The organism is Saccharopolyspora sp. ASAGF58 (assembly GCF_012277335.1).
GTDB classification, from domain to species: Bacteria; Actinomycetota; Actinomycetes; order Mycobacteriales; family Pseudonocardiaceae; genus Saccharopolyspora; species Saccharopolyspora hattusasensis.
Genome location: NZ_CP040605.1, coordinates 819,004 through 845,139, shown reverse-complemented (window position 1 = coordinate 845,139; position 26,136 = coordinate 819,004). Strand labels below are relative to the sequence as shown.

The window sequence follows — 26,136 nt, the reverse complement described above, 5'->3', positions numbered from 1 at the left end:
GGTACCCGAGGGCCGCACCGAACAAACGGACGCCCGCGGGACTACACCAAGGTGGTCCAGTAGTCCCAGAACGCTTGCAGGATCAGGACCACGATCACCAGATACCACACCGCGAGCACCACGCTGTGGAACCGGCGCAGCGCCGCGCCGAGGGACTTGCCGCCCCCGAAGTTGCCGGCCTCGAGGTTGTGCAGCGTCGTGTACCAGAACAGCGGGATCGTCACGATCCACACGATCATGCAGTACGGGCACAGCGCGCCGATCTCGTAGAGGCTCTGCACCACCAGCCAGTGTATGAAGGCGACCGCGAGGGTGGCGCCGAGCTGCATGCCCAGCCAGAACCAGCGCGGCGGCCGGAATCCGGCCAGCACTACCACCCCGGCGGCGACCACGACCGGGAATGACGCCACCCCGATCAGCGGGTTCGGGAACCCGAACACCGCTGCCTGGGCGCTGTCCATCACCGAACCGCACGAGATGATGGGGTTGATGCTGCAGGTCGGCACGTAGCCGGGGTTGGCCAGCTTCTGCAGCTTCTCCAGGGTCAGCGCGAACGAGCCCGCGAACCCGATCACGCCACCCACGACGTACAGCCAGCCGAGGCCGCGCGGGACGTCGCCCGATTCGGGCATCCGGGACGGTGCCGGTTCGACGGCGTGGGCGACGGTCACTTCACGAGCTCCTTGTCGAGCTCGCCGCGGAAGGCGTTGTTGAGCTGCTCGACGGTCTCGATGTTGCCCTGGTCGAACTGCTTGCCGTTGATGAAGATCGTCGGCGTGCCCGACACCCCGGCCTTGTTGCCGTCGGCAACGTCGGCGTCGATCTTGGCGTTGACCTGAGGCGAGTTCATGTCCTGGTGGAACTTGTCCAGGTCCAGGCCCATCTGCTGGGCGTACTGGTCGAAAAGCCCGCGGGCCTTGGCCTCGTCGGTGCTGACGTTCTGGCCGTCGGCGGCGAGCGCCCAGGCGTCGTAGTTGTCGTAGAGGGCGTGGTACATCTCGTTGAACTTGCCCTGCAGCGCGGCGGCCTCGGCGGCCTGCGCGGCCGGCCGGGCCAGCGGGTGCATGCTCAGCGGGAAGTTGCGGACGACAAAGGTGATCTTGCCCGCGTAGTCCTTCTCGACCTGCTTGGTCAGCACCGAGTAATAGGTGTGGCAGGCGGGGCACTGGTAGTCGAGGAACTCGACGACGGTGACCCTGTCAGGCGCCGAGGTCAGCACGTTGCTGTCCGGCTTGCGCAGGATCTCGGCGGCCACCGCGTTCCCGCCGCCGGAGGAACCGGAGGAGGTGTTGTCCGCGCCGCCGCGGTTGAACAGCAGGACGCCGCCGATCACCACGACGGCGACGACCACCACCACGATGGTGAGGATTATGTTCGTGGACAGCCCGCTCTTCTGGGTTACCGGGTTCTTGTTCTTCGACATCGCGTGCTTTCACCTTCGGCGCTCGGGCCCGCTCGCGCGGCGGGGACGGCAAGCCCAGTTTCCCGCATTAACCTGAATGGGGATTCTGGCGGGGTGAAACTCACAGTCCGTTCACAGCTCGTTCTCAGCTCGGCTGGTTTGCCCGATCGAGAAGAACGGGTATTCATCAATCAATGAACGATCCTTTGTGCCTGCTAGACGACGCCGAACGCGGTGAACTGAGGTCCTGGCCCGGCGGAACCTGGCACGAGCCGGCGCTGGCGACGCTGACCCACCATCGGTTCTCCGACCCGGACTGGATCTTCGAGCGCAAGCTCGACGGGGCGCGGGTGATCGCCGGCTGCGACGCGGACCGGCCGGTGCTGTGGTCGCGCAACCACAAGCGGGTCGATGCCGCGTACCCGGAGATCATCGACGCGCTCGCCGAGCAGGGCGCCGACCGGTTCGTGCTGGACGGCGAGATGGTCGCCTTCGAGGGCGGCCAGACGAGCTTCGCCCGGCTGCAGAAGCGCATCAACCTCACCGATCCGCGCGCGGCCCGCCGCACCGGCGTGGCGGTCTACTACTACGTGTTCGACCTGATCGCCTTCGGCGGCGTGGACCTGACGAACCTGTCGCTGCGCACCCGGAAACGCCTGTTGCGCGAGTGCTTCGACTTCACCGATCCGCTGCGGTTCAGCGCGCACCGGGCCGGCAACGGCGAGGAGTTCTATCGCGAAGCGTGCCGCCGCGGCTGGGAGGGCCTGATCGCCAAGCGCGCCGACCGGCCCTACCGCGGCGGGCGCAGCCGCGACTGGTTGAAGTTCAAGTGCGTCGCCGACCAGGAATTCGTCGTCGGCGGCTACACCGACCCCAAGGGCTCCCGGTTCGGTTTCGGAGCGTTGCTGGTCGGCTACTACGCGGACTCGCGGCTGCGCTACGCGGGCAAGGTCGGCACCGGCTACGACGAGCGGACGCTGCGCGAGCTGCGCGGCAAGCTGGACGAGCTGGCCCGCGACGGCTCACCGTTCGCCGACCCGGTGGCCGAGCGCGACGTGCATTGGGTGGCGCCGGAGCTGGTAGCGCAGGTCGGCTTCACCGAGTGGACCGGCGACGGCAAGCTGCGGCATCCCCGTTTTTCGGGGCTGCGCAACGACAAACGTCCGCAGGACGTGGTCCGCGAGGCCTAGCGGTTGACGCTGCCGATGAGGGTTTGGTTCGCCGCCGGCTGCACCGAGGATTGCGATTGCGGGGGGTTCCACGTCGCGAGCAGAACGGTCGTCACGACCATCAATACCGTTCCGACAACCGACACGAAGGTGCGGCTGTTGCTCTGCATGGCAAGTGCCCCCGAATTTCTCGCGTAGAAACAAGGTGAATGCGGCGAACGTCACTCAGGCGTCCCACCCTGGGTGTCGCCACGAGGGGGAACAACGTTAGCGACCCGGCCCATCTTCCCAGTGTGATGCGGAACTCCCTGGTGGGGGAGGGTTTTCGGGCGACTCGGCCCACATCCCATGTTGCTGCAGGTGATGGATCAGTAACTGTCCGGTATGGGTGACGTGCTGGTGCATCGCGGCGCGTGATCCTGCCTGGTCCCGGAGCCGCAACGCGGCCAGCAGCGTCTGGTGGTCGGTCGCGGCCATCTCCCGCCAGCCCGGCACGTCGACGGTGGTGCGGCGCGGCGTGTAGTGCATCGCGATTCCGAGGAACCAGGCCAGTTTCGGCGAATCCGCGGCCATCCAGACCACGGCGTGGAAGCGGGTCACCAGCTCGCCCATGTCGAGCAGCGTGAACTGGCACGCGGTCTGGATTTCCTCTTGCAGCACAACGAGTTCGGCGAGCCGCTCGGCGTCGATCTGGTGCGCCGCGCGGGCCGCGAGCTCGCCCGCGATGGTGGCCTGCAGCCGGTGGGCGTCCTCGAAGTCCTGCCGGCTCAGCGGCGCCACGGTGAACCCGCGGCGCGGTTCGAGGTCGACGAAGCCCTCGCCGCGCAGTGCCAGCAGCGCCTCCCGCACCGGTGTGACGCTGACACCGAGTTGTTCGGCGAGGCGTTCCAGGTGCAGGTGCTCGCCCTGCCGCAGCCGGCCGGTCATGATCCGTTCCCGCAGCCGGCTGGCCAGTTCGTCGGGAAGCCGGGGGGAGCGTGCCCGCATCGCCGTGTCGATCACCGCTCGGCCGCCCCGCGCGACGCCGATGTACCGGTTGTGCCGCCTGTCACGTGCAACTTGATACCACCTGCCGGGAGTAGTTGATTCTGATCATGGACTGCCCGGTTGCGGCGGGCGGTCGGATGCTTGGACGCGGCATCGTCTTCGACCGTTCCGCCAGCGGGCCGTTTCCGGGCTCGGGGGGTTGGCAGGCCGGTATCGTCCAGGGCGTGGTAGCCGATCCTGCCGACTCCGCCGCCGAAGTCACGCATGCGCTGGCCAGAGCTCGCCTTGCGGACGTGCCCGCCCTCACCGAGCGGCTGATGGCCGCGATCTTCACCGACAACCCGGAGTGGACCGACTACAGCCCCGTTCCCAAGGAGGACCTCTGGGAGGGCTGTCGGCAGTACCTCGAACGCATCCTGCAGATACTCAGCGGCGAGGTGCCCGCGCCCGACGGCGACGACGTGGCCGCCGCCATCGGCCGCCGCCGCGCCGAGCAGGGCGTGCCGCTGGAGGTGATGCTGCGGACGTTCCGGCTGGGCGGCCGGATCGCCTGGGAGGCGCTGGTCGACCAGGCGTACCAGGACGGCGCGGATCCGGACTCGATGTTGAGCGTGGCTACCTCGGTGTGGACCGTGATCGACGGGTTGTCCTCGACGCTGTCGACGTCCTACCGCAACACCGAGCTGGACCGGCTGCGCCGGGACGACCAGCGGCGCCATGCCCTGGTGGAGGACCTGCTCGCGGGCCGCGCGCGCGACACCGCCTTCGCGCAACGCACCGCGAAGGAGCTCGACCTGCCCACCGGTGGCCTGTACCTGGTGATCGTCGCCGAGATGTCCAACGACGGCGGTTTCGCGCTGCGCGGGCACCAGGACGCCCTGAGCGCCTTGCACTTCCGCTCGGTGTGGCAGGTGCGCGCCGATTCTCTGGTGGGGCTGGTGGCGCTGGAGCAGGGGAAGAAGGACCTCGCGCTGGACGCGCTGCGGCCGCTGGCGCGGGGCCGGGTCGCGGTGTCGCCGTCGGTGCGCGGCCTCGCGGAGGTCGGCCTCGCCCACCAGCTCGCCCTCACCACGCTCGGCACCTCGTCGTACGGGGCGGCGGAGCTGGTGACCTTGGAGGAGCGGTTCCCGGAGGCGCTGCTGGTGCAGTCGCCGGACCTGGCGCAGCGGCTGCTGGAGTCCCAGCTCGGCCCGATCCTGGAGCTGCCGGTCAAGGAGCGCGACATGCTCCTGGAAACCCTGACGGCCTGGCTGGAGGAAAATTGCTCGACGGCCAACGCGGCGGTCCGCCTCCACTGCCACCGCAACACGGTCCTCAACCGCTTGCACCGCATCACGTCCCTGATCGGCCTGCCCCTCTACGGCCGAACGGCCTACGTGTCCCTGTCGCTGGCGCTGTCCGCGCTGCGGCTCCGCGACGGCCTGCGGGACTAGGGCAGGACTAGGGCAGGGCTTGGAATGGACGCGGCGTCGGTTGTGCAAAGGCGTCATTCGGACAACTTGATCTTTTCGCGCTTCGCGGGGCGGTGTCTGGGTCGAACCGGCACCGCCCTCTTGCCATTTTGTGCCCAGGCGTGACCGCGACCGGGTGACGGCCGCCTCGAACACGGTGCGTGACGTTCACGTTACATGTTGTGTACGTCACGCCCGGAAATGTGCGGTCTGCACACCCGCGTTGAAAGAAGTCTGGGCGAGCGGGCATAGCGCAGAAGTGGTTGTGCTCACGACACTCAGAGTAAGAATTGCCCGCTCGATCCAGGCTTTCCGTAACCGGCGCGTGCAGTCAAAGGAGCACAGCGAAGTGCAGGAGTTCGACCTTCTCGTGGTAGGCGGCGGTCCCGGTGGATACGTCGCCGCGATCCGGGCCGCGCAGCGTGGCCTCGCGGTCGGCGTGGTGGAAAAGGAGCGGCCCGGCGGGGTCTGCTTGAACTGGGGCTGCATCCCGACCAAGGCGATGCTGCGCTCGGCCGAGGTGTACGAAACCGTGCTGCACGCGGCCGATTTCGGGGTGAACGTCGAGAACGTCACCATCGACTACGACACGATCACGCGCCGCAAGAGCAGCGTCGTCAAGGGCCTCACCGACGGTGTCGCGGGCCTGCTGAAGACCAACGGCGTCACCGTCATCAACGGCCACGCCCGGTTCACCGGCCCGACCACCGTCGACGTCTACGCCACCGGTGAGTCGCCGCTGGGCGCCGACGGCCCGCGCTACGCCGCCGAACCGGCCGGCGCGCAGCCGATCGAGCAGGTCAAGGCCCGCGACGTCATCATCGCCACCGGCTCGGTTCCCGTGCAGCTGCCGCTGCCCGGCGCGGACCTGCCCGGCGTGATCACCTCCGACGGCGCCTTCGGCCTCACCGAGGTCCCGGGGCGCATCGCGATCATCGGCGGCAGCGCGGTCGGCGCCGAGTGGGCGACGCTGTTCGCCACCCTCGGCAGCGAGGTCAGCATCATCGAGATGCAGAAGACCCTGGTACCGGCCGAGGACGTCGAGGTCGGCAAGGCGCTGGGCCGCTCGTTCACCAAGCGCGGCATCAAGGTCCTCACCGAGGCGACCGTGTCCCGCGTCGACCAGGCCGCCGGCGGCCTGAAGGTCACCGTGGACGGCGCAAAGCCGCAGCAGATCGACGCGGACGTCGTCCTGGTCGGCGTGGGCCGCAAGCCCAACACCGCCAACCTGGACCTGGCCAAGGCCGGCGTCGCCACCAGCGAGCGCGGCTTCATCACCGTCGACGACAAGCTGCGTACCAACGTCGAGCACGTCTACGCGATCGGCGACGTCACCGGCAAGGCGCTGCTCGCGCACGTCGCGTCGCACCAGGGCGTGGTCGCGGCCGAGACGATCGCCGGGCACCACGCCGCGATCGACTACAACGTCATCCCGGCCGCCACCTTCACCCACCCGGAGATCGCCAGCGTCGGGCTCACCGAGGCCAAGGCGATCGAGGCCGGCCACGAAGTGGTCGCCGCCAAGTTCCCGTTCGCCGCGCTCGGTCGTGCGCAGAGCTACGGCGACACCGAGGGCTTCCTGAAGATCGTCGCCGGCAAGAAGTACGGCGAGGTCCTGGGCGTGCACATCATCGGGCACTCCGCCAGCGACCTGATCACCGAGGGCGCCCTGGCCATGGCGCTGGAAGCCACCCTCGACGAACTCGCCGAGACCATCCACGCGCACCCGACCCTGGGCGAGATCGGCATGGAGGCGGCGATGGCCGCGCTGGGCCTGCCGATCCACGTCGCGCCGCCGAAGAAGCGCTGAGCGAACGAGAAGGGGATCTGTGATGGCACAGACTGCTACCCGCACCAAACCGGCCACGCGCGCCACCAAGTCGCGCCGCAGCGGCTCGGTACGCGGCTCCGGCGGCGGACGGTTCGCCGGTGAGTCGCCGGAGCTCCTGAAGGACTACTTCTACGAGATGACCCTGATCCGCCGCTTCGAGGAGCGCGCGGCGCAGGGCTACACCCAGGCCAAGATCGGCGGCTACTGTCATCTCAACCTCGGTGAGGAAGCCACCGTCGTCGGCCTGATGCGTTCGCTGCGCAAGAGCGACCTGCTGTTCACCAACTACCGCGAGCACGGCTACGCGATCGCCAAGGGCATCGAGCCCGGCCGCGTGATGGCCGAGCTGTACGGCCGCACCACCGGCACCTCCAAGGGCTGGGGCGGCTCGATGCACATGTTCGACGTGGAGGCCGGGCTGCTCGGCGGCTACGGCATCGTCGGCGGCCAGATCCCGCTGGCCACCGGTGCCGCGCTGGCCATCGACTACCGCGGCGGCGACCAGGTCGTGATGTGCCAGATGGGCGACGGCACGACCAACATCGGCGCCTTCCACGAGGCGCTGAACATCGCCGCGCTGTGGAACCTGCCGGTGGTGTTCGTGGTGATCAACAACCAGCTCGGGATGGGCACCACGGTCGACAAGTCCTCCGCCGAGCCGGAGCTGTACAAGCGCGCCGCGGCCTACCGGATGCACGGCGAGCGGGTGGACGGCAACGACGTGCTGGCCGTCCGCGACGCGGCGACCCGGCTGGTCGAGCAGGCCCGCGAGACCGGTCGCCCGGCGCTGCTGGAGGCGGTCAGTGAGCGGCTGAAGGGCCACTCGGTGGTCGACCCGGGGAAGTACCGCAGCGAGGAGTCGGTCGAGCAGGCCAAGCAGGCCGACCCGGTGGCGAACTTCCGGGCCGAGCTGATCGAGGCGGGCGTCCTGGACGAGGACGTCGCCGTGGAGATCGAGCGCAAGGCCCAGGCCGAGGCCGACGCGGCGGTCGCGTTCGCCGACGACAGCCCGCACCCGGACCCCTCGACGCTGTTCGACTACACCTACGCCACCCCGGTGGCCAACGACTCGCGGCGCCTGCCGGCCGACCCGGTCTTCTGAGGCACCCGCCCGCGATCTAGCGACACCCCGCCACTGAGACCCGTGGATCTCTCCGACGCCAATTCGAGAGATCCACGGGATCCCCAATGCTTTTGTGCAGGAGAAACACCCTTGGCCGTCATCACGTATCGCCAAGCGTTGCACGACACGCTTCGCGACGAAATGCTGCGCGATGAGGACGTCTTCCTCATCGGCGAGGAAATCGGGGTCTTCGAAGGCTCCTACAAGATCACCGCCGGGCTGCTGAAGGAATTCGGCGAGAAGCGGGTGCGCGACACCCCGATCGCCGAAGAGGGCTTCGTCGGTGCCGCGGTCGGCGCGGCCATGCTGGGCCTGCGGCCGGTCGTGGAACTGATGACGATCAACTTCTCGTTGATCGCCCTGGACCAGATCGTCAACCACGCGGCCAAGATCTACGGCATGTTCGGCGGCCAGACCAGCGTGCCGATGGTGCTGCGCACCCCGGGCGGCGGCGGTCAGCAGCTGGGCGCCACCCACTCGCAGAACATCGAGCTGTACTACGCGTTCGTGCCGGGCCTGAAGGTCGTCGCACCGAGCACGCCGGCCGACGCCAAGGCGCTGCTGCTCGCGTCCATCCGGGACAACGACCCGGTGCTGTTCCTGGAGAACCTCGCGCTGTACAACACCAAGGGCGAGGTCCCGGACGTCGTCGAGCCCGCCGAGATCGGCAAGGCGAAGGTGACCAAGCAGGGCACCGACATCACCATCATCGGCTACTCGCGGATGGCGATGGTCGCCCAGCAGGTCGCGGAGAAGCTGCAGGCGGACGAGGGCATCAACGCCGAGGTCGTCGACCTGCGCAGCCTGCGGCCGCTGGACCGCGAGACGGTCGTGGAGTCGGTGCGCAAGACCGGCTGCGCCGTGATCGCCGAGGACGACTGGCTGACCTACGGCATCGGCGCGGAGATCGCCGCGTCCATTTCGGACGGTGCGTTCGACTACCTGGACGCCCCGGTGCGCCGGGTCGCGGCGGCGGAGGTCCCGCTGCCCTACGCCAAGCCGCTGGAGCGCGCCGCGCTGCCGTCGGCAGAGTCCCTGACGACGGCGGTCCACCAGACGCTGGACGCCGTCGGCCGCCGCCGCCGCTGAGGCCTGTGCCCACCCGAGGAAGACCATGACTGAGATTCAGATGCCGAGGCTCTCCGACACCATGGAGGAGGGCGTGATCTCGACCTGGCGCAAGAACGTCGGCGACCAGGTCAGCCGCGGCGAAGTGCTGGCCGAGATCGAGACCGACAAGGCCATCATGGAGCTCGAGGCCTACGACGACGGGGTGCTGGAGAAGATCCTCGTCGAGGCGGGCGCGACGGTGCCGATCGGCACCCCGATCGCGATCCTCGGCGACGGCTCCGGTGCCGCGGCGGAAGCCGCCCCGGCCGCTGCCCCCGCCGCCGCTGCCCCCGCCGCCGCTGCGGCCCCTGCTGCCGCCGAGGCCCCGGCCCCGGCCGAGCCCGCTGCGGCCGCGCCTGCGGCCGCGGCCGCCGAGCCGGGTGCGAAGCCGAAGGCGTCGCCGCTGGCCAAGGCGGTCGCCAAGGAGAAGGGCGTCGACCTGTCGGCGGTGCAGGGCACCGGGCCCGGCGGGCGGATCATCCGCGCCGACATCGAGGCCGCCGCCGCGGCCGCACCGGCCGCTCCGGCTGCCGCCGCTCCTGCCGCCGCCCCGGTGGCGGTGTCCAACGAGGACGTCGAGGAGATCCCGCTCAGCAACATCCGGAAGGTGACCGCGAAGCGCCTCACGGAGAGCAAGCAGCAGGCCCCGCACTTCTACCTGACCAGCGCCATCGACGTCACCGACCTGATGGCCTTCCGGGCGACCCTCAACGAGCGCCTGCAGGCCGCGGGCGGCCCGAAGGTCAGCGTCAACGACCTGATCGTCAAGGCGGTGGCCACGGCCCTGCGCGCCAACCCGGCGGTGAACGTCTCGTTCGCCGGCGACAAGATGCTGCAGCACAAGCGCATCAACCTCGGCGTCGCGGTGGCCATCGACAACGGCCTGGTCGTGCCGGTGATCAAGGACGCCGACCGCAAGAGCGTCTCGGAGATCGCCGCGGAGAGCCGGGAGCTGGCCGGGCGGGCCCGCGAGGGCAAGCTGAAGCTGGACGAGATGTCCGGCGGCACCTTCTCGATCTCCAACCTGGGCATGTTCGGCATCGAGCAGTTCAGCGCGGTGATCAACCCGCCGGAGGCGGCGATCCTGGCGGTCGGCGCGGCCCGCGACGAGGTGCAGGTGCGCGACGGCGAGTTCGTGGCGCGCAAGATCCTGCGGGCGACGCTGTCGGCGGACCACCGGGCGGTGGACGGCGCGGTCGGCGCGGCGTTCCTGCAGCTGCTGACCGGGCTCCTGGAGGACCCGATCCGCATCATCGCCTGACGACCGGCGACTTGGGCCCCTTCCGCGACGACCTCGACTCTCGCGGGAGGGGCCTTCTTCATGCCGTGTGCGGTTCCCGCCCGGCAGTCGGACCGCGGCCGATACGGTGGGCGTTGATCGCCACCGCACGGGAGACCAATCCTGATGAGTTCGTTCTTCGCCGGAGTCCGCACGCTCGGCACTGGTTTCGGCATCATCCTGCGCAGCCCTAAGCTGCTGCTCCTCGGCGCGCTACCGGCGCTGATCAGCGCCGTGCTGTTGCTGGGCGGCCTCGGCGCGCTGTTCTACTTCAGCCCGGACCTGGTCACCTGGATGACGCCGTTCGCCGACGGCTGGGGCGATGCCGCCCGCCAGGCGCTGCGCATCCTGGTGGGCGTGGCGCTGGTCGCCGCCGCCGGCCTGCTGGCGTCGGTGTCGTTCATCGCGGTCACGCTGCTCGTCGGCGGCCCGTTCTACGAGCACATCGCCGAGCAGGCGGAGCAGCAGCTCGGGCTGGACGCCTCCGACGACGGCGCCGGTTTCGCGCGCCAGCTCGGCCGCGGGCTGCGGGATTCGCTGAAGCTGGTGGGCGTCGCGCTGATCGGCGCGATCGTGCTGTTCGCCATCGGATTCATCCCGGTGGCCGGGCAGCTCGCGGCTCTGGTGCTGGGCGCGCTGTTCGGGTCGTGGCTGGTCACCCTGGAGATGGTCGGGCTGGTGTTCCAGCGGCGCGGCCTGAGCCTCGGCGACCGGCGCAGGGCGCTGCGGCGGCACCGGGCCGTGGTGTTCGGCTTCGGGCTGCCGGCCTACCTGTTGTGCCTGATCCCGGTCGCGCAGCTCGTCGTGATCCCGGCGGCCGTCGTCGGTGGCACGCTGCTGGCGCACCGGGTGCTGGGGCCGGTTCCCCGGCAGGACGGCGTTACGCAGCGATGATCCGCGCGGTAACTCGTTCGGCCTAGAGTTGAGTTGTGACAGAGCCGACAGGGCCAGTGCAGCCCGATGACTCCTATCTGCGTGCCGTCTCCGCGGCCACCGAGCGGGCGGTGGCCGCGGCCGAGCCGGTCCGCTCCGATTTCGCCGGCGCCGACGAGGCGCTGCGCGCCGGCGTGGAGCGGTGGGTGGACGGTCATGCCGAGGACCTCGTTGCGCTGAGCCGGGATCTGCACGCGCACCCGGAGGAGGCGTTCGCCGAGCACCGCTCCGCAGCTCAGGCCGCCGAGCTGCTGCGGCGCCACGGGCACGACGTCGAGGTGGGCGTCGGCGGGCTGGACACCGCGTTGCGCGCCGAGAGCGGCGGCGACGGCCCGCACGTCGCGGTGCTGGCGGAGTACGACGCGCTGCCGGGCATCGGGCACGGCTGCGGGCACAACATCATCTGCTCGGCGGCGGTCGGTGGGTTCCTCGCCGCGGCCACCGCGGTGTCGGCCACCGGCGGCCGGGTGAGCCTGTTCGGCACCCCTGCAGAGGAGGGCGGCGGCGGCAAGGAGCACCTTGCCAGGGCTGGGCTTTTCGACGATGTCGACGCGGTCGTGATGCTGCACCCGTTCTCGCACGACATCGCCGCCCACCCGTTCCTGGGGCGGCGCCAGGTCGAGGTGATCTTTTACGGCGTGGCCGCGCATGCCGCCGCACAGCCGTTCATGGGCCGCAACGCGCTCGACGCGGTCGTGGCGACCTACCAGGGCGTTGCGGCGATGCGGCAGCACATGCCGTCCACGGACCGCGTGCACGGGATCATCACCGACGGCGGCAAGCGCCCCAACGTCGTGCCCGACCGCGCCGCGGCGCTGTTCTACGTGCGTTCCGCCGAGCCGGGCTCGTTGCAGGACCTCGCCGCCCGGATCGAGGCGATCGCGCACGGCGCGGCGTCCATGACGGGCTGCGGTGTGGAGCTGCGCTGGGACAACAACCCCGCCTACCTGCCCATTCGGCACAACGACGTGCTGGCTGCCCGCTGGGCCGAGCACCAGGCCCGCCGGGGCCGGACGTCCTTGCCGCGCGGAGTCGTGCCGGAGTACCTCACCGGCTCGACGGACCTCGGCAACCTCAGCTACCGGCTCCCGGCCATCCACCCGATGATCGGCCTCCGCGACCCGAACCTCTCGCTGCACACCGAGGAATTCGCCGCCGCGGCGGGCTCTCCGGCGGGCGACCGAGCGGTCCTCGACGGCGCCACCGGCCTGGCACTGACCACAGTGGACTATCTGGTCGACGCTGACCTCCGCCAAGCGGTCCGGGCCGAATTCCAGGCCGCGGGCGGCGCCCTGGACGTCGCCACCTACTTCGACTGACAGCGCCCCCGGTTAGGCTGGCGGCGGCCTGTCCCCAAAGCTTTGGGTGTCTATTGTGGACGATTTAGTGCGGGAGTGGACCGCGCAGCTGCTGGATTCCGGCAACGTCGCCGCGCTGATCGCCGGCGTGATCTCGCTGATGCTGGTGCTCGGCCGGAACACCTGGCTGCTGCTGCGCAACGTCGTGACGATCGCCCACGAGGGCGGCCACGCGGTTGTCGCGCTGCTCAGCGGGCGCAGGCTGAACGGCATCCGCCTGCACTCCGACACTTCGGGGCTGACCGTCTCGACCGGCAAGCCGACCGGGCCGGGAATGGTGTGCACCCTGGTGGCCGGCTATCCGGCGGTGTCGCTGCTTGGGCTCGGCGGCGCGTGGCTGGTCACCGCGGACCTGGCCCACGTGATGCTCTGGGTGTGCGTCGCGCTGCTCGCCGCGATGCTGCTGGCGATCCGCAACGCCTACGGCGTGCTGTCGATCGTGGTCACCGGTGGCTTGATCTTCGCCGTGTCCTGGTTCGCGACTCCGGTGTGGCAGGCGCTGTGCTGCGCGTTGTTCAGCTGGTTCCTGCTGTTCGGCGGCCTGCGTCCGATCGCCGAGCTGCGCCGCAAGCGGGTCGGCGGCCGCGCACCGGACTCCGACGCCGACCAGCTCGCGAGGCTCACCGGGCTGCCCGCCGCGCTGTGGCTGGCCTGCTGGTTCCTCATCGGCCTGGCCGCCCTCGTCTTCGGCGCGCGCTGGCTCCTGCTGATGCCTCAGGTGTGAGGAAGGGCTTGTTGCTGTCGGGGCGGTTTTCTAGCAGCATCGCGGCGTGACGAGTGCTTCGACCGCCCTTGGTGGCGAGTTTCAGCTGGGCGCGGACCTGACGGTGAACCGGCTCGGTTTCGGCGCGATGCAGTTGGCCGGCCCCGGCGTTTACGGTCCGCCCGCCGACCGCAAGCGGGCTATCCGGGTGCTGCGGCGCGCCGTGGAACTGGGCATCGACCACATCGACACCAGCGACTTCTACGGGCCGTGGGTGGTCAACGAGCTGATCGCGGAGGCGCTGCGGCCCTACGGCGACGACCTCGTGCTGGCCACCAAGATCGGTGCCTACCGCGACCACCAGGCGGCGTGGCTGCCGCTGAACCACCCCGACGCGCTGCGCGCGCAGGTGCACGACAACCTGCGCCGCCTGCGGCTCGACGCGCTGGACCTGGTCTACTTGCGGCACGTCGCCGACACGGGCATCTCGCTGGCCGACCAGCTCGGTGCGCTGGCGGAACTCCGGGAGCAGGGCCTGGTGCGCAACATCGGCCTGTCCAATGTGTCCGTCGAGCAGTACGCCGAGGCGCGGCGGCACGCCGAGATCGCGGCCGTGCAGAACCTCTACAACGTGGTGAACCGCACGTCGGCTGAACTGCTCCGCGTGACCGCGGACGACGGCGCGGCTTTCGTCCCGTTCTTCCCGTTGGGCTCCGGATTCGCGGACAGCCGCGCCCGCGAGGACGGCGTGCTGCGGGCGGTGGCCGAGCGGCGCGGCGCGACCCAGGCGCAGGTGTCGCTGGCCTGGCTGCTGCAGCGCTCGCCGAACATCCTGCTGATCCCGGGTACGTCGTCGCCGGAGCACCTCGAAGAGAACACCGCGGCCGCCGGGGTGGCGCTCACCGCCGAGGACATCGCCGAACTGAACGCCCTAGTCGCCGAGGGAGAAACCCTCGAAGAAGCCCACTGACGCGGTTCACCGCGCCTCTCGTGTTTTACGACCCGTCTGGTGTCACCCAGTAGTCTTACCGGCACGCAACGGCGCGGAGAGCGAGATGAACCTTGACCGAACAGGCCGCCGACGAGCCCGGCGGTGCACCAGGGCGATCTGCCGGCGAACGTTGACGGACGGGTGAGATGAGCGAGGGAACTCCGGACGCCCCGCAGGGGATGCCGGATGTGCCGGTCCCGCAGCGGTACGACGCCGACTGGAGGGTCGCGGTCGCACGCCGCTGGGCGGCGCGGCTCAGCACCGCGTCCGACATCCCGCTCGCCCGCGAGGTCGTCGAGCAGACGCTGCTGGAACTCGTCGACCGCGCCATCGGGGCGCTCGACGATCCGTCGACAGTGGACGAAGTGGGGCGCGCCGAGGCGCTGCTGCGCTCGAAGCTGAAGGCCGACCGCGAGCTCGCGGCCAGCGAGGCGAGATTCGGCGAGGTGTTCACCACGACCCCGATCGGGGTCGCGATCTGCGACATCGAGGGGAAGTTCACCCAGGTCAACCCGGCGTTCGAGGTCGCCATGGGCTACCAGGCGCAGGACCTGGCGTCGATGACGATCCACGACCTGTTCCACTCTGACGACGCGGAGTACCTGGCGGCCGCCTACCGCGAGCTGGCCGATGGCGGCAGTTCGAAGCGGCTCGGCGACCGCAAGCGGTTGCTGCGCGCCAACGGTGAGGAGGCGTGGGCTTACCTGGCAGTGTCGGCGCTGCAGGGCTCGGACGGGGCACCGCGGCACTTCGTGACCATGGTCGAGGACATCACCGAGCTGCAACTGCTGCAGGACCGTCTCCAGTACCAGGCCCTGCACGACGCGCTGACCGGGCTGCCGAACCGGCAGTTCTTCCGCACCCGGTTGGAGGCGATGCTGGCGAACCTGCCCGGCCACGCCCAGCTGGCGCTCTACCACCTGGGCTTGGACGGCTTCGAGCTGATCAACGACGGCCTCGGTTACGAGGTCGGCGACCAGGTGATCAAGGCGGTGGCCCGGCGGCTGGAGCGGCTGTTCGAGGACGAGGAAGCGATCGTCGCACGCTTCGGCGGCACCGAGTTCGCGATCCTGCTCCTGGAGCAGGAGGAGACCCCACCGGTGCCCACCTTGACCCAGCAGATAAACGAGCTGCTCGCCGAACCGGTCCACGTCGACGACCACGGCATCGCGGCGTCGGCCGGGATCGGCGTGGTGCAGCGGGCGGTGGCCGACGCCGACGCGTCGAACATGCTGTGGGCCGCCGACGTCGCGCTGCGCCGCGCGGAGGCCGCCGGCAAGCGGCAGTGGGCGCTGTTCGATCCGGACAAGGCGCCGGAGGAGCGGATCGAGTCGAAGCTGGCCGCGGTGATGCCGGGCGGCCTGGAAATGGGCGAGTTCGACGTCGTCTACCGGCCGCTGGTGCACCTGGACACCGGCGAGCTGGTCGTGCTGGAAGCCGAACTCCGTTGGGAGACCAGCGATTACGGCACCCTCGAGCACGGCGAGTGCCTGCGCCTGGCCGAACGCTCCGGGGTCACCCTGTCGCTGCGGGACTGGATGGTGGAAACCGCGTGGCAGCAGCTGTGCGAATGGCACGCGGACGGGCACCAGGTGCAGCTGAAGCTGGCGCTGAGCCCGAACCAGGGCCAGGACCCGGACCTGGCGGCGGTGATCCACCAGGTGCTGGACGCATGCGACGTCGACGCGACCTGGCTGCGGCTGTGCCTGCCGCTGGCAGCCATCCGCGGTGACAACGAGGAAGCCCGCGACAACGTTCGCTACCTCAACAGCCGCGGCATCAAGACCTCGCTGCACAGCTTCCACGGCTCCCCGGACGAACTGCGCCTGCTGCGGGACCTGCCGATCGACGCGGTGCTCCTGGCGAGCGAACTGGTCGACCTCGTGCACGCTGCGGACTCCGCGGACCTGCCGGAGGTGCAGGCGATCCACGGCCTGATCCCGCTGGTCCACGCCTGCGGAGCGCGCCTTTGGGTCCGCGGCGTCGACACCGAGGAGCAGGCCCGGATCTGGCGCGGCATGAACTGCGAAGTCGGCGCGGGAGCGCTGTTCGGAGATCCGCTGCTGTCCTTCGACGTCCCCGGCTACCTCCGCGGCGCGTAGCTTCCGGGTCAGCTCTGGTAGATCGGTTCCCACTACCCGGGGCGTGTTCGCGGTTATGCGGATCGCGACGAGCGTTTCGGTAAAGCGAAGAACACCCGTGAGTGCTTTTGGGTGTTATGGCACCCAAAAACGCTCACGGGTGTTCGAGCAATGCGAAGGTGGCCATCGGCAGACGTGCCCACCAGCAACGCCGTGGTGACAAGACCATGCTGGACCGAGGTGACACGCTGAGATGATCAAGGATCGGGCTGGTCTGGTGCTGATCAGCGACAAGGGTTGGCAAGGCCCGAACCGGTGAGCACCGCTGGCCGACCAACTCGGCGTGCTGACCGAGATGCGCGGCGAGGGCAAGATCAGGCACATCGGCCTGTCCAAAGTCACGATCGACCAGATCAACCAGGCGTTGAGCTTCACGCCGATCGCCGCAGTTCAAAACAGGTTCAACGCCAACGAGGGCGACCGCAAGGTGCTGGACTACTGCACTCGCACGGACACGGCCTTCGTACCGTATGCCCCGCTCGATCAGGAGAATCTCGCTCAACCGACGACCGACGCCGACGGCACAGGCCAACTCTCACCTGCGCAGCGGACATTGGCGTGGTTGCTCGGGCTCTCGCCGGTGGTGTTGCCGATACCCGGCACGGCATCGCTCGACCACCTGGCTGAGAACCTGGACACGCCGATTCCGCTGGCCGACGTAGTGCGTGGGTAGCCCGTAAACCCGACCGGCGGCGATGACGTCGACGTCGACGTCGATCACGTCCCGAAGTTGGCGCGGGAGCGCTGTTCGGAGACCCGCTGCTGTCCTTCGACGCCCCTGGCTACCTCCGCGGCGCGTAGCCCGCTCGCGTAACGGCCCCCGCCGGGAGTCCCGGCGGGGGCCGCATCAGGTTGCTTCCGGGTCAGTTCTGGTAGATCGGTTGGGTTTGCGGGTTGAATTCCTCGAAGCGGATCTTCTTCGCTGAGTCGGTTCGCTTGTCGCGGATGTCCAGTACGTCCAGGCCTTCCTGGATGCCGCTGGAGTAGATGTAGCCGTTGTAGTAGTACGCCGACCAGGAGCCCGCCACTTGCAGCTTCGCTGGGTCGAACGCGGTGCGGTCGAAGAAGCCGATCTCCTGTGGCTGCGTGGAATCGGTGAAGTCCCACACCGAGACGCCGCCCTGGTACCAGGCTTGCACCATGATGTCGCGGCCGTCGACGGGGATCAGTGACCCGTTGTGTGCCACGCAGTTCTCGGTGTCGGCCTGGTGGCGGGGGATCTTGAAGTAGTTGCGGAACTCCAGCTTCGAGTCCGTGCCGGTGCCGATGATGTCGTAGACGCCGTTGGCGCCGCGGGTCGGGCCGGTCGCCTCGTTGCAGGTGGCCGCGCTGCCGCCGCCGAGCTCGTCGGTGAAGACGACCTTGGTGCCGGTGTTGTTGAACGTGGCGCTGTGCCAGAACGCGAAGTTCTCGTCGTCGCGGACCTGGTTGATGATCCGCGGCTTCTCGCGGTCGGAGATGTCCAGCAGCACACCGTCACCCATGCAGGCGCCGGCGGCCAGGTCCTTCTCCGGGAACGCGGTGATGTCGTGGCAACCGGTGGTCTCGCGCGTGTTCGGCGTGCCCGGGTTGCCGCCGTCCGGGAACAGCACCGGCGCGTCCACCAGCACGGGCTCGGCCGGGTTGGCCAGCGGCACCTTGATGATCGAGATCTTGTCGTGCGGCGGCTGGCACTTGGGGAACTCAGCGCGCGGGCCGTAGGACGAGATGTAGAGGTACACCGCCCCGCCGGTCTTGTCCGGTACCAGGGTGTGGGTGTGCGAGCCGCAGTCGGTGGCGATCGCCGACACGTAGCGCGGCTTGGCCGGGTCGCTGATGTCGAAGACCTTCATGCCTTCCCAGCCGTTGGGGTCCGCGGCGTCGGTCTTCTCGCTGGTGCACGTGTTGTTCGTGCGCGGGTAGTCGGTGGAGACGAACAGCAGGTTGCCCGAGACCGAGACGTCGCCCTGACCGCCTGGGCACAGCACCTGCGTGACGATCTTCGGCTTCTTCGGGTTCTTGATGTCGTAGACGACGAAACCGTCGTAGTTGCCGACGTACGCGTAGTTCTGCTTGAACGCGATGTCCGTGCCGAAGGCATCGAGGGTGTTGAACGGCGCCTGCTTCGGCAGGTTCGCGATGTGCTCGATGTTCTTACTTTTGCTGATGTCGCCGGACGGCGCGGCGACGGGCTGCGCGGAGAGCTGCTCCGGGCCGTTGTTCGGCGGGGTCGCCGCTGATGCCGGGGCGAGCGCTAAGCCGAGAGTCAACACGCCGATCGCGGCGCCCAGCGCGCGCCATCTACCCCTGGGGCTCGGTTTCAAGATCATCCACTCCCATGCTCGTCGCTGCCCGGCCCGGGCAGTCGAAAAGGGCGGTACCGAGTACCACTGGAGATCAGTATTGTTATGTCCGGATCGTGTCCCTATCGGCCATCTGGCGGTATTTGTCTGCGGAATAAGGAGGATTCGATGCGCCGGTCAACAGCCGCGTTGCTCCTGGCGGTCGGAGCGCTCGCCGGGTGCGCGACCGAGCAGGCGCCGCCGCCGGTGGTACTGCCGGGCGCGCCGGGCGACCAGCCGCAGGTGGTGGCGAGCGCGGCGCCGGAGAGGAGCACGCCGGTGGACGTCGAGGCGGACTACGTGCGCATGATGATCGCGCACCACCAGCAGGCGGTGGAGATGACCGCGCTGTCTCCGGAACGAGCGCAGAACCCCAAGGTCCGCGCGTTGTCGAACCGCATCGGCGGCGCGCAGGGCCCGGAAATCGGTGCCATGCGGGGCTGGTTGGCCACCCGCGGGTTGTCCGAGAGCGAAGCCCACGGCGGACACGGCGGACACGGTGGTCACAGTGGTCACAGTGGTCACGGTGGTCACGATCACGCGAGCATGCCGGGCATGGCGGCGCCGGAACAGCTGGAGCAGCTCGGGAACTCCAGGGGAGCGGACTTCGACCGCCTGTTCCTGCAGCTGATGATCGCCCACCACGAGGGCGCCCTGACGATGGCCACGGACGTCCTGGCCAACGGCCTGGACGAGCAGACCCATGCGATGGCCCAAGACGTCCTCGTGACCCAGCAGGACGAGATCGACACCATGCGCGCGCTGCAGGCCGAAGTGGGCTGAGTCGTCCCGGTTCGTCCTAATAGGACAGCGTATTGCGCTGTTCCGCTTCGGAGCAAGGGGCCTTCCTGCGAAGATCCATGATCTGGATCCGGCGATCCTGGAGAGGGGATCATGGCTGGCGATGTGATGCCCGGCGGTGTTCTGGCCGCCGTTTCGGCACTGGCTGGAAGGGGGTTGTTGTGCGGCCGTTAGGTCCATCGGGCCCGCGCGAGGTAGGGCAGTACCGGGTGCTCGCGGAGCTGGGCCGGGGCGGTATGGGGCGGGTGAGGGGCCTCGAAGATCCCGGACAGGGACCCAATAGGGTTACCCTGCAAGGGAATCGAGGGAAGATCTAGTGGCACCACCGAGCAAGTACTCGCCAGAGTTCCGCGAAGAAGCGGTCCAGCTGGCCCTGGAATCCAGCAAATCCGTAGCCGATGTCGCGCGGTCGCTCGGCATGCATCCCGAGACGCTGCGTACGTGGGTACGTCGGCATGAGCGCGAGCACAGAAATCCGGACGAGTCGTTGTCGGTGGAGGAGCGAGCCCGACTCAAAGAACTCGAACGCCGTAATCGCGAACTGGAGATGGAAGTCTCCTTCTTGAAAAAAGCCGCAGCATACTTCGCGAAGGAACCCCGGTAGCAAGTAAGTACGAGTTCATCGAAACGATGAGACTCGGCACCGCGGAGTATGCGTATCCCGTCGAGTTCATGTGCGACATGCTCGACGTGTCCAGATCCGGCTACTACGAATGGCGGCAGCGTCCCGATTCCGCGACGGATCAGCGACGCGAAGAACTGAAACTGCTCATCACGAAGGCGTTCGACATGTCCGACAGCACTTACGGATACCGGCGTATCCATGCCCAGCTCGCCCGATGGGGTGTCACCGCCGGCCCGGAGTTGATCCGCCAGCTCATGCGCGAGCTGAATCTGGTTCCCTGCCAACCGAAGCCGAAGCGATGGTCCCTCACGCAGGCCGCGGCCGGCACCGTCCCGGACCTCGTCGGCCGCGACTTCACCGCCGAGACCCCCGGTGTCAAACTAGTCGGCGACATCACCTATATCCCGACCGGGGAAGGCTGGCTCTATCTCGCGACCGTCATCGACTGCTGCACTAAAGAAGTCATCGGCTACGCCATGGACGACAACTACCAGACTCCACTCATCATTCGCGCCATACGCAACGCCGCACGGAACAGAAAACTCACGAAACACGCGATCTTCCACACCGACCGCGGCAGCAATTACATGTCGGCCGATTTCAGCAAGGAACTAAGGAAGCTTGATCTCAGGAGATCCGCCGGCCGCACCGGGATCTCCCTCTTAACCGGCTAATAGTCTTGTTTGGGCTGGTCAGCGACATGCTGCGGTAGTGGTACTTGCCTGCTCGAAGTGGTCAGTGCTGGTACGTCTGTCCCTATGAACACCGAGGCCGGTATTCGGCTTGAGGAACACGACGGTGGCTGGGTGTTGGCCGGGCCGGCCGCGTCGGGGTTTGGGTTGGTGGATGAGTACTTGGCTCATCTGGCCGATCGGAACTACTCACCGAAGACCGTGCGTGCCTACGGATACGACCTTTTGGCGTTCTGCCGGTGGCTCGTTTCCGAGGAGCAGCCGTTGCCGGAGGTGACCACCGAGGTGCTGTTGCGGTTCTTGCGCGCCTGCCGTGAGGCGACGGTTCCCGGCCGGCCGGGGCCGAACGTGATCACGTTGTCGGGGCGTCGGATGGATCAGTACGCCGCCACGACGATCAATCGTCGGTTGGCCGCGATCTCGGGTTTGTTCGCGTTCGCGGCGATGCGGGACCCGGACATGAAAAATCCGGTCCCCAAAGGCAAGGAGGCCCGCTGGCGGGTAGCGGGTGAGCGCAGCGGGATGCTCGCGTATACCGTTCGTCGGCCGAAGAACCGCTCGTCGCTGCGGCTTCGGGAGCCCCGCCGCCTGCCCACGGCGCTGTCGCAGTCCGATGCGGCGGAGCTGTTGGCGAGCTTCCGCACATGGCGGGACAGGGCGATCGCGGGCTTGATGCTGTATTGCGGGCTGCGCTCCGCCGAAGTGCTGGGCCTGAACATCGCCGATGTCGATATCGGCGGCCGATGGCTGCAGGTGCTCGGTAAGGGCCAGCGGGAACGCCGCGTCCCGCTGGACCCTGATGTCGCCTCGGTCATCCAGGTGTATGTGCTGGCCGAGCGGCCCGAATCCGGCAGTGGCCGCCTGTTTCTCGTGGCCAAGGGACCGAACCGGGGCCAGCCGTTGACCGCGGCCGGGCTGCGCACGATCTTCCGCTATCACCGTGGAATCACCGGCATCGTCGGAGGACATCCCCACGCGCTGCGACACACCTTCGGCACCGCCCTGGCCGAAGCGGGGGTTGATCTCGCGGTGATGCAAGCCCTGCTCGGCCACGCTCATGTCGACACCACCGCCCGCTACATCCATCTGGCTCCGGCCCACGTGAAAGCAGAATTCGATGCCGCTCGCGATCGCCTCCGCTCCCAATCCCAGCAATGATCTGCACATCGCCTATCTGGACTATCTTCAGCAGACAGGACGGGGAAACGCTGCTTACTCGTGGGCGGCTCGGGTGTTCTTCGGGCGCTGGCCGGACCCGCGAGGGTGGGTGGCCGAGTCGTTGGAGACTCGCTTGTCGGCTGGGAGCTCGACTCGGCCGATCATCACGTTCCTGATGCTGCACCGGGTGCTGCAACCGGGCTATGACTATCTGCTGGAACGCAAACTGTCCAGCATCTGGCGGGAAATCAAAGACTCACCGCTGAGACCAGACCTCGATCGGTTCATGACCGCGGCCGCCGAGCTCGGGTTCACCGAACGGGTCCGGTTCGCCACCGGCTCCCAAGTGCCGGTCCGGCTGCTCATCCAGACTGGACGGTCGCTGGACCGGATCACCGTGGCCGATCTGGACGAGTTCCGGGCTGCGTGTCAGGAGCGCGAGACGCGAACTGGCAAGGGCCACAAGCACTATCTGGCGGTGGCCAGTAACGCCCAGCGCGTGCTGTTTCACCTGGGAATCGTCGATGAGCTGCCACGCTCGGGCGGCCCGGTCCCGTTCACGCAAAGGCTTTCCGACCTACAGCCACCGATCCGCGAGACGATGATCGCCTATTTGGAACGCAAACGGGCAACCTGCCAACCGAAAACGGTGTCGGCGATCGCAACCCGGCTCAAACACTTCGGAGTGTTCCTGGCCGACATCGACCCCGAACTCGGCTCCATCGCCGAGCTGGATCGCCGCAAACACATCGAGCCCTACCTGACGTCGCTGGTCGACGCGATCAGCGCGACTAACAATGAGCTCATCACCGTCGCGGACCGGTCCCGGCGAGTGCTCGCACTGATGGGCTTTCTGACCGACATCACCGAGTGGGGCTGGCCGCAAGCACCACCCCGCAAGCTGATGTTCCGCGACGATGTCCCCAAACTCCCGCATACCCTGCCCCGCTACCTACCAGTCGACATCGACCGACGACTCACCGAGGTGCTCACCGAACAGCCCGGCAACGAACTGGCCGCAACAGCCCTGCGACTGCAACGCGCCTGCGGGCTGCGCATCGGAGAGGTCCTCGACCTCGAACTCGACTGCGTCCACGAAGTCCCCGACCACGGCCACTGGCTGAAAATCCCGCTCGGCAAACTGGAAACAGAGCGGATGATCCCCATCGATGACGACATCCTCGACCTGATCGACCACATCACCGCCATCCGCGCCCACGGACGACCCATGCCGCACCCCCGCTACCGGCGTCCCGTCCAGTTCCTGTTCACCCACCACGGCCGGCGACTGTCCCAAAGCGCAGTCCGTCACGAACTCAACCGCGCTGCTCAGGCCGCGGGACTTGACCACCTCACCCCGCACCAGCTCCGCCACACCTACGCTACCGCCCTGGTCAACGCCGGGGTCTCACTCCAAGCACTGATGGCGCTGCTGGGCCATGTTTCCGCCGAAATGAGCCTGCGCTACGGGCGACTGTTCGATACCACCGTCCGAGCCGAATACGAACGAGGCCTCGACCTCGCCAAACAACAGGCCCGCACCCCCACCACCGGCAGGATCGGCCTGCCACTGGCCGACATCACCGACATCACCGGCGGAGCCGACTGGAAAGACACCCCTCTGCTCAAATCCCGCCTCGCCGGCGGATTCTGCCTGCGCGCACCCGCCCAAGACGCCTGCCCCTACGCCAACATCTGCGAGCACTGCCCCAGCTTCCACACCGAAGCCAGCTCGCTGCCCATCCTCGCCGCCCAGCGCGTCGACGCCGAAGCACTGGCCCGCGACGCCGAACAACGCGGCTGGATCACCGAAGCTCAACGACACCAACGCCTCATCGCCCGACTCGACACCCTGATCAACGAGGCCCAAGCAGGATGACCAAAACCAGCACTCTCAACCGCGTCGAACGCGCCTGCACCCAACTCATCCACGACGGCCACGCCGTCACCTTCACGGCCATTGCTGCTCGCACCGGACTGGGCCGCACCACCCTCTACCGCAACCCCACCCTCCGCGCCGTCATCGAACACCACCGACACCAGACCAGCACTAACGGCACCCTCACCGGCTTCACCGACGAGATCGCCACCCTCCGCACCGCACTCGACGCCCTCGCCACCCGAGTACGCCACCACGAAGAACAACTCCGACGCCTCACAGCCAGAAACGACTGAAAGCGTTAACCGGTCAATCACCGGAAACCGAGATCATTAGCCAGATAATGTTTCGACAACGCTATGGCCGAATCGTTCTTCGGCGCCCTGAAAAACGAGCGCGTTTCCCGCGTGACCTATCTAACACGAGAAGCCGCCCGACAAGACATCACTCGCTATATCGAACTTTGGTACAATCAGCGAAGGCTCCATTCGGCGGTCGGGTATCGGCCTCCACGAGAAGTCCACACCGAACACCTGAACTTATCGAAAACCGCGTGAAATGGACAGTCAATCACCTGTCCGGAAAACGCGAGGCCCCTCAGGGCTGCCCTTGCGTGGGCGTGTAATAGGTCGCCTCCCCGGGGACTGGAACCCGCTGGGTCTGACTGGACACAGAGCGCGGTTCAACGTTGCCGCAGGTCGGGTGTCGTGAGTGCGGAAAAGGGCTCCAGCCCGGTTTCGCACTCACGACGGCCGGGCCGCCACCTCCGCCACCAACAGGCGCCAAACAGTGCCCTTCGGATCCGGAAAAGATCACGCTTTGAGGGCTGCTTTCGCGATCGCTAGGGCTTCGGTGGCCGGGATGCCCAGGGCGTGGGTGATCTGGGCGTAGGTCGCTGCCGCTTCGGCTGCTCGGGCCGCTGCTTGATTTCCCGCGTCGCTGACGAAAGTGCCTGCGCGGCCGCGGGTTTCGAGCAGGCCAGCCTGTTCCAGCTCCCGGTAGGCCTTCGCCGCCGTGTTCGCCGCGATGCCCAGGTCCGCCGCCAGTGCCCGGACCGTCGGGAGCTTGCTGCCCACCGGCAGTTCGCCGCTGTTGATCTGCTCGGCGAGCGTCGACCGCACCTGTTCGAAGGGCGGCACGCTGGAGTTCGGGTCAACGCTGATCCGCATGGTTCTCCTGGGTCGAGGTCGCGTTCAGGATTTCCGGAAGGCGTCTAGCAGTCGTTGCGCCGCGAGGCTGGCGGTGAGTTCTCCCGCCCGCACCTGGGTTTCCACCTCGCCGACGATCGCGCGCACCCCGGGGTGATGGGTGAGCTCCGACATCAGCTGGTCGCGGACCAGCGCCCAGGTCCACTCGACCTGCTGGCGGCTGCGCTTGTCCGCCAGCTCGCCGGTCTCGGCCAGCGCCGCCCGGTGCTGCTCGATCTGCTCCCACAACGTGTCCAGGCCGAGTCCCTGCAGGCCGCTGCAGGTCAGCACCGGCGGCGTCCAGGTCGCGCTGACCGGGGTGAGCAGGCGCAGGGCGCTGCGGAGTTCGCGGGCGGCCTTGCGGGCTTCGGCGGCGTGATCGCCGTCGGCCTTGTTGACGGCGATGACGTCGGCCAGCTCCAGCACGCCCTTCTTGATGCCCTGCAGCTGGTCGCCGGTGCGGGCCAGGGTGAGCAGCAGGAAGCAGTCCACCATGCCCGCCACGGTCACCTCGGACTGGCCGACGCCGACCGTTTCGACCAGCACGACGTCGTAACCGGCCGCCTCCATCAGCACGATCGTCTCGCGTGTCGCGCGCGCGACGCCGCCGAGCGTGCCCGCCGACGGCGACGGCCGCACGAACGCCGCCGGGTCGCTGGCCAGCCGGCCCATCCGGGTCTTGTCGCCGAGGATGCTGCCGCCGCTTCGCGTCGAGGACGGGTCGACCGCGAGCACCGCGACGCGGTGCCCCGCCGCGGTCAGCATCGAGCCCAGCGACTCGATGAACGTCGACTTGCCGACGCCGGGCACGCCGGTGATGCCGACCCGGTGCGCGCCGCCGCTGTGTGGCAGCAGTTCGACGAGCAGCTCCTGGGCCAGCGCCCGGTGGTCCTTGCGGGTCGACTCGACCAGCGTGATCGCCTGCGCCAGCTTGGTGCGGGAACCGGCGAGCACGCCCTTGGCGTAGTCCTGGACGTCGATCGTTCGCGGCATGA

The 26,136-nt window shown here is 68.3% G+C and carries 25 protein-coding genes and 1 pseudogene; 19 read left to right on the top strand and 7 right to left on the bottom strand.

Annotated features, from left to right (window positions below):
• Positions 1-41 precede the first annotated feature (41 nt).
• Complete coding sequence (locus FDZ84_RS03685; RefSeq protein ID WP_371812766.1) at positions 42-671, bottom strand: vitamin K epoxide reductase family protein; 630 nt, start codon at positions 669-671, stop codon at positions 42-44.
• Positions 668-1,423 (bottom strand): thioredoxin domain-containing protein, encoded by a 756-nt coding sequence (locus FDZ84_RS03680; RefSeq protein ID WP_168584714.1) that lies wholly within the window; start codon positions 1,421-1,423, stop codon positions 668-670. Before FDZ84_RS03680 ends, FDZ84_RS03685 begins: the two co-directional genes overlap by 4 nt.
• A gap of 173 nt (positions 1,424-1,596) precedes the next feature.
• On the opposite strand from FDZ84_RS03680, the gene ligD reads away from it, so the two are divergent.
• Complete coding sequence (gene ligD, locus FDZ84_RS03675) at positions 1,597-2,592, top strand: non-homologous end-joining DNA ligase (RefSeq protein ID WP_168584713.1); 996 nt, start codon at positions 1,597-1,599, stop codon at positions 2,590-2,592.
• Here ligD and FDZ84_RS03670 read toward each other — a convergent pair.
• Together FDZ84_RS03670 and FDZ84_RS03665 are read right to left on the bottom strand one after the other, a co-directional pair.
• Positions 2,589-2,741 (bottom strand): hypothetical protein, encoded by a 153-nt coding sequence (locus FDZ84_RS03670; RefSeq protein WP_168584712.1) that lies wholly within the window; start codon positions 2,739-2,741, stop codon positions 2,589-2,591. The genes ligD and FDZ84_RS03670 overlap by 4 nt on opposite strands.
• A 97-nt stretch (positions 2,742-2,838) precedes the next feature.
• Positions 2,839-3,558: a GntR family transcriptional regulator gene (locus FDZ84_RS03665; RefSeq protein ID WP_246868779.1), complete on the bottom strand. Its 720-nt coding sequence runs from the start codon at positions 3,556-3,558 to the stop codon at positions 2,839-2,841.
• A gap of 107 nt (positions 3,559-3,665) precedes the next feature.
• Here FDZ84_RS03665 and FDZ84_RS03660 point away from each other — a divergent pair, with 107 nt between their 5' ends.
• From FDZ84_RS03660 to FDZ84_RS03610, 11 genes are all read left to right on the top strand, one after another.
• Positions 3,666-4,991 carry a CdaR family transcriptional regulator gene (locus tag FDZ84_RS03660; protein ID WP_246868778.1) on the top strand — a complete coding sequence of 442 codons (1,326 nt, stop codon included), beginning with the start codon at positions 3,666-3,668 and terminating at the stop codon, positions 4,989-4,991.
• A 367-nt stretch (positions 4,992-5,358) separates the two neighbouring features.
• On the top strand, positions 5,359-6,819 hold the full coding sequence (lpdA, locus tag FDZ84_RS03655) for a dihydrolipoyl dehydrogenase (protein ID WP_168584710.1): 1,461 nt from the start codon (positions 5,359-5,361) through the stop codon (positions 6,817-6,819).
• Between the two features lie 22 nt (positions 6,820-6,841).
• Entirely contained in the window at positions 6,842-7,942 is a 1,101-nt protein-coding gene (gene pdhA / locus FDZ84_RS03650) for a pyruvate dehydrogenase (acetyl-transferring) E1 component subunit alpha (RefSeq protein ID WP_168584709.1), read from the top strand.
• A 111-nt stretch (positions 7,943-8,053) separates the two neighbouring features.
• Entirely contained in the window at positions 8,054-9,052 is a 999-nt protein-coding gene (locus tag FDZ84_RS03645; RefSeq protein WP_168584708.1) for an alpha-ketoacid dehydrogenase subunit beta, read from the top strand.
• 25 nt (positions 9,053-9,077) lie between these two features.
• Positions 9,078-10,334, top strand: coding sequence for a pyruvate dehydrogenase complex dihydrolipoamide acetyltransferase (locus FDZ84_RS03640; RefSeq protein ID WP_246868777.1), 1,257 nt, complete (start codon positions 9,078-9,080; stop codon positions 10,332-10,334).
• Positions 10,335-10,478: 144 nt separating this feature from the next.
• Entirely contained in the window at positions 10,479-11,246 is a 768-nt protein-coding gene (locus tag FDZ84_RS03635; RefSeq protein WP_168584707.1) for an EI24 domain-containing protein, read from the top strand.
• A gap of 35 nt (positions 11,247-11,281) precedes the next feature.
• Entirely contained in the window at positions 11,282-12,604 is a 1,323-nt protein-coding gene (locus FDZ84_RS03630; RefSeq protein WP_246868776.1) for a M20 family metallopeptidase, read from the top strand.
• Between the two features lie 55 nt (positions 12,605-12,659).
• Positions 12,660-13,367: a M50 family metallopeptidase gene (locus FDZ84_RS03625; protein ID WP_168584706.1), complete on the top strand. Its 708-nt coding sequence runs from the start codon at positions 12,660-12,662 to the stop codon at positions 13,365-13,367.
• 46 nt (positions 13,368-13,413) lie between these two features.
• The gene (locus FDZ84_RS03620) at positions 13,414-14,316 is read left to right on the top strand and encodes an oxidoreductase (RefSeq protein ID WP_168584705.1); all 903 of its coding nucleotides are present in this window, start codon (positions 13,414-13,416) and stop codon (positions 14,314-14,316) included.
• 167 nt (positions 14,317-14,483) lie between these two features.
• The gene (locus FDZ84_RS03615) at positions 14,484-16,439 is read left to right on the top strand and encodes a bifunctional diguanylate cyclase/phosphodiesterase (RefSeq protein WP_246868775.1); all 1,956 of its coding nucleotides are present in this window, start codon (positions 14,484-14,486) and stop codon (positions 16,437-16,439) included.
• Positions 16,440-16,743: 304 nt separating this feature from the next.
• Positions 16,744-17,151: an aldo/keto reductase gene (locus FDZ84_RS03610; protein WP_256413739.1), complete on the top strand. Its 408-nt coding sequence runs from the start codon at positions 16,744-16,746 to the stop codon at positions 17,149-17,151.
• A gap of 190 nt (positions 17,152-17,341) precedes the next feature.
• On the opposite strand, the gene FDZ84_RS03605 is transcribed toward FDZ84_RS03610, so the two are convergent.
• Positions 17,342-18,787: an LVIVD repeat-containing protein gene (locus FDZ84_RS03605; protein WP_168584703.1), complete on the bottom strand. Its 1,446-nt coding sequence runs from the start codon at positions 18,785-18,787 to the stop codon at positions 17,342-17,344.
• A 141-nt stretch (positions 18,788-18,928) separates the two neighbouring features.
• On the opposite strand from FDZ84_RS03605, the gene FDZ84_RS03600 reads away from it, so the two are divergent.
• The 7 genes and pseudogenes from FDZ84_RS03600 to FDZ84_RS03570 all read left to right on the top strand — a co-directional run.
• On the top strand, positions 18,929-19,582 hold the full coding sequence (locus FDZ84_RS03600; protein WP_168584702.1) for a DUF305 domain-containing protein: 654 nt from the start codon (positions 18,929-18,931) through the stop codon (positions 19,580-19,582).
• Between the two features lie 334 nt (positions 19,583-19,916).
• A complete protein-coding gene (locus FDZ84_RS03595) occupies positions 19,917-20,204 on the top strand; it encodes a transposase (protein WP_168584701.1) in 288 nt (95 codons plus the stop codon).
• Positions 20,180-20,899, top strand: coding sequence for an IS3 family transposase (locus tag FDZ84_RS03590; RefSeq protein WP_168589774.1), 720 nt, complete (start codon positions 20,180-20,182; stop codon positions 20,897-20,899). The genes FDZ84_RS03595 and FDZ84_RS03590 overlap by 25 nt, the downstream gene beginning before the upstream one ends.
• A 168-nt stretch (positions 20,900-21,067) precedes the next feature.
• The gene (locus FDZ84_RS03585) at positions 21,068-22,075 is read left to right on the top strand and encodes a tyrosine-type recombinase/integrase (RefSeq protein ID WP_210435142.1); all 1,008 of its coding nucleotides are present in this window, start codon (positions 21,068-21,070) and stop codon (positions 22,073-22,075) included.
• Complete coding sequence (locus FDZ84_RS03580; RefSeq protein WP_168584699.1) at positions 22,035-23,954, top strand: tyrosine-type recombinase/integrase; 1,920 nt, start codon at positions 22,035-22,037, stop codon at positions 23,952-23,954. Before FDZ84_RS03585 ends, FDZ84_RS03580 begins: the two co-directional genes overlap by 41 nt.
• Positions 23,951-24,250: a DUF6262 family protein gene (locus FDZ84_RS03575; protein WP_168584698.1), complete on the top strand. Its 300-nt coding sequence runs from the start codon at positions 23,951-23,953 to the stop codon at positions 24,248-24,250. The genes FDZ84_RS03580 and FDZ84_RS03575 overlap by 4 nt, the downstream gene beginning before the upstream one ends.
• A 48-nt stretch (positions 24,251-24,298) precedes the next feature.
• Positions 24,299-24,511 (top strand): annotated as a pseudogene (locus FDZ84_RS03570) (integrase core domain-containing protein); the annotation flags it as partial.
• A gap of 255 nt (positions 24,512-24,766) precedes the next feature.
• Here FDZ84_RS03570 and FDZ84_RS03565 read toward each other — a convergent pair.
• The gene (locus tag FDZ84_RS03565) at positions 24,767-25,123 is read right to left on the bottom strand and encodes a GntR family transcriptional regulator (RefSeq protein ID WP_168584696.1); all 357 of its coding nucleotides are present in this window, start codon (positions 25,121-25,123) and stop codon (positions 24,767-24,769) included.
• A 24-nt stretch (positions 25,124-25,147) separates the two neighbouring features.
• Positions 25,148-26,134 (bottom strand): methylmalonyl Co-A mutase-associated GTPase MeaB, encoded by a 987-nt coding sequence (meaB, locus tag FDZ84_RS03560; protein WP_168584695.1) that lies wholly within the window; start codon positions 26,132-26,134, stop codon positions 25,148-25,150.
• Positions 26,135-26,136: the final 2 nt, after the last annotated feature.

Bases quoted from the DNA above. Each gene is read 5' to 3' on its own strand.
- FDZ84_RS03680 (WP_168584714.1), bottom strand. From the start codon at position 1,423: ATGTCGAAGAACAAGAACCCGGTAACCCAGAAGAGCGGGCTGTCCACG.
- ligD (WP_168584713.1), top strand. From the start codon at position 1,597: ATGAACGATCCTTTGTGCCTGCTAGACGACGCCGAACGCGGTGAACTG.
- FDZ84_RS03670 (WP_168584712.1), bottom strand. From the start codon at position 2,741: ATGCAGAGCAACAGCCGCACCTTCGTGTCGGTTGTCGGAACGGTATTG.
- FDZ84_RS03665 (WP_246868779.1), bottom strand. From the start codon at position 3,558: ATGCGGGCACGCTCCCCCCGGCTTCCCGACGAACTGGCCAGCCGGCTG.
- FDZ84_RS03660 (WP_246868778.1), top strand. From the start codon at position 3,666: ATGGACTGCCCGGTTGCGGCGGGCGGTCGGATGCTTGGACGCGGCATC.
- pdhA (WP_168584709.1), top strand. From the start codon at position 6,842: ATGGCACAGACTGCTACCCGCACCAAACCGGCCACGCGCGCCACCAAG.
- FDZ84_RS03640 (WP_246868777.1), top strand. From the start codon at position 9,078: ATGACTGAGATTCAGATGCCGAGGCTCTCCGACACCATGGAGGAGGGC.
- FDZ84_RS03635 (WP_168584707.1), top strand. From the start codon at position 10,479: ATGAGTTCGTTCTTCGCCGGAGTCCGCACGCTCGGCACTGGTTTCGGC.
- FDZ84_RS03615 (WP_246868775.1), top strand. From the start codon at position 14,484: ATGAGCGAGGGAACTCCGGACGCCCCGCAGGGGATGCCGGATGTGCCG.
- FDZ84_RS03605 (WP_168584703.1), bottom strand. From the start codon at position 18,787: ATGATCTTGAAACCGAGCCCCAGGGGTAGATGGCGCGCGCTGGGCGCC.
- FDZ84_RS03600 (WP_168584702.1), top strand. From the start codon at position 18,929: ATGCGCCGGTCAACAGCCGCGTTGCTCCTGGCGGTCGGAGCGCTCGCC.
- FDZ84_RS03580 (WP_168584699.1), top strand. From the start codon at position 22,035: ATGCCGCTCGCGATCGCCTCCGCTCCCAATCCCAGCAATGATCTGCAC.
- FDZ84_RS03575 (WP_168584698.1), top strand. From the start codon at position 23,951: ATGACCAAAACCAGCACTCTCAACCGCGTCGAACGCGCCTGCACCCAA.
- FDZ84_RS03565 (WP_168584696.1), bottom strand. From the start codon at position 25,123: ATGCGGATCAGCGTTGACCCGAACTCCAGCGTGCCGCCCTTCGAACAG.
- meaB (WP_168584695.1), bottom strand. From the start codon at position 26,134: ATGCCGCGAACGATCGACGTCCAGGACTACGCCAAGGGCGTGCTCGCC.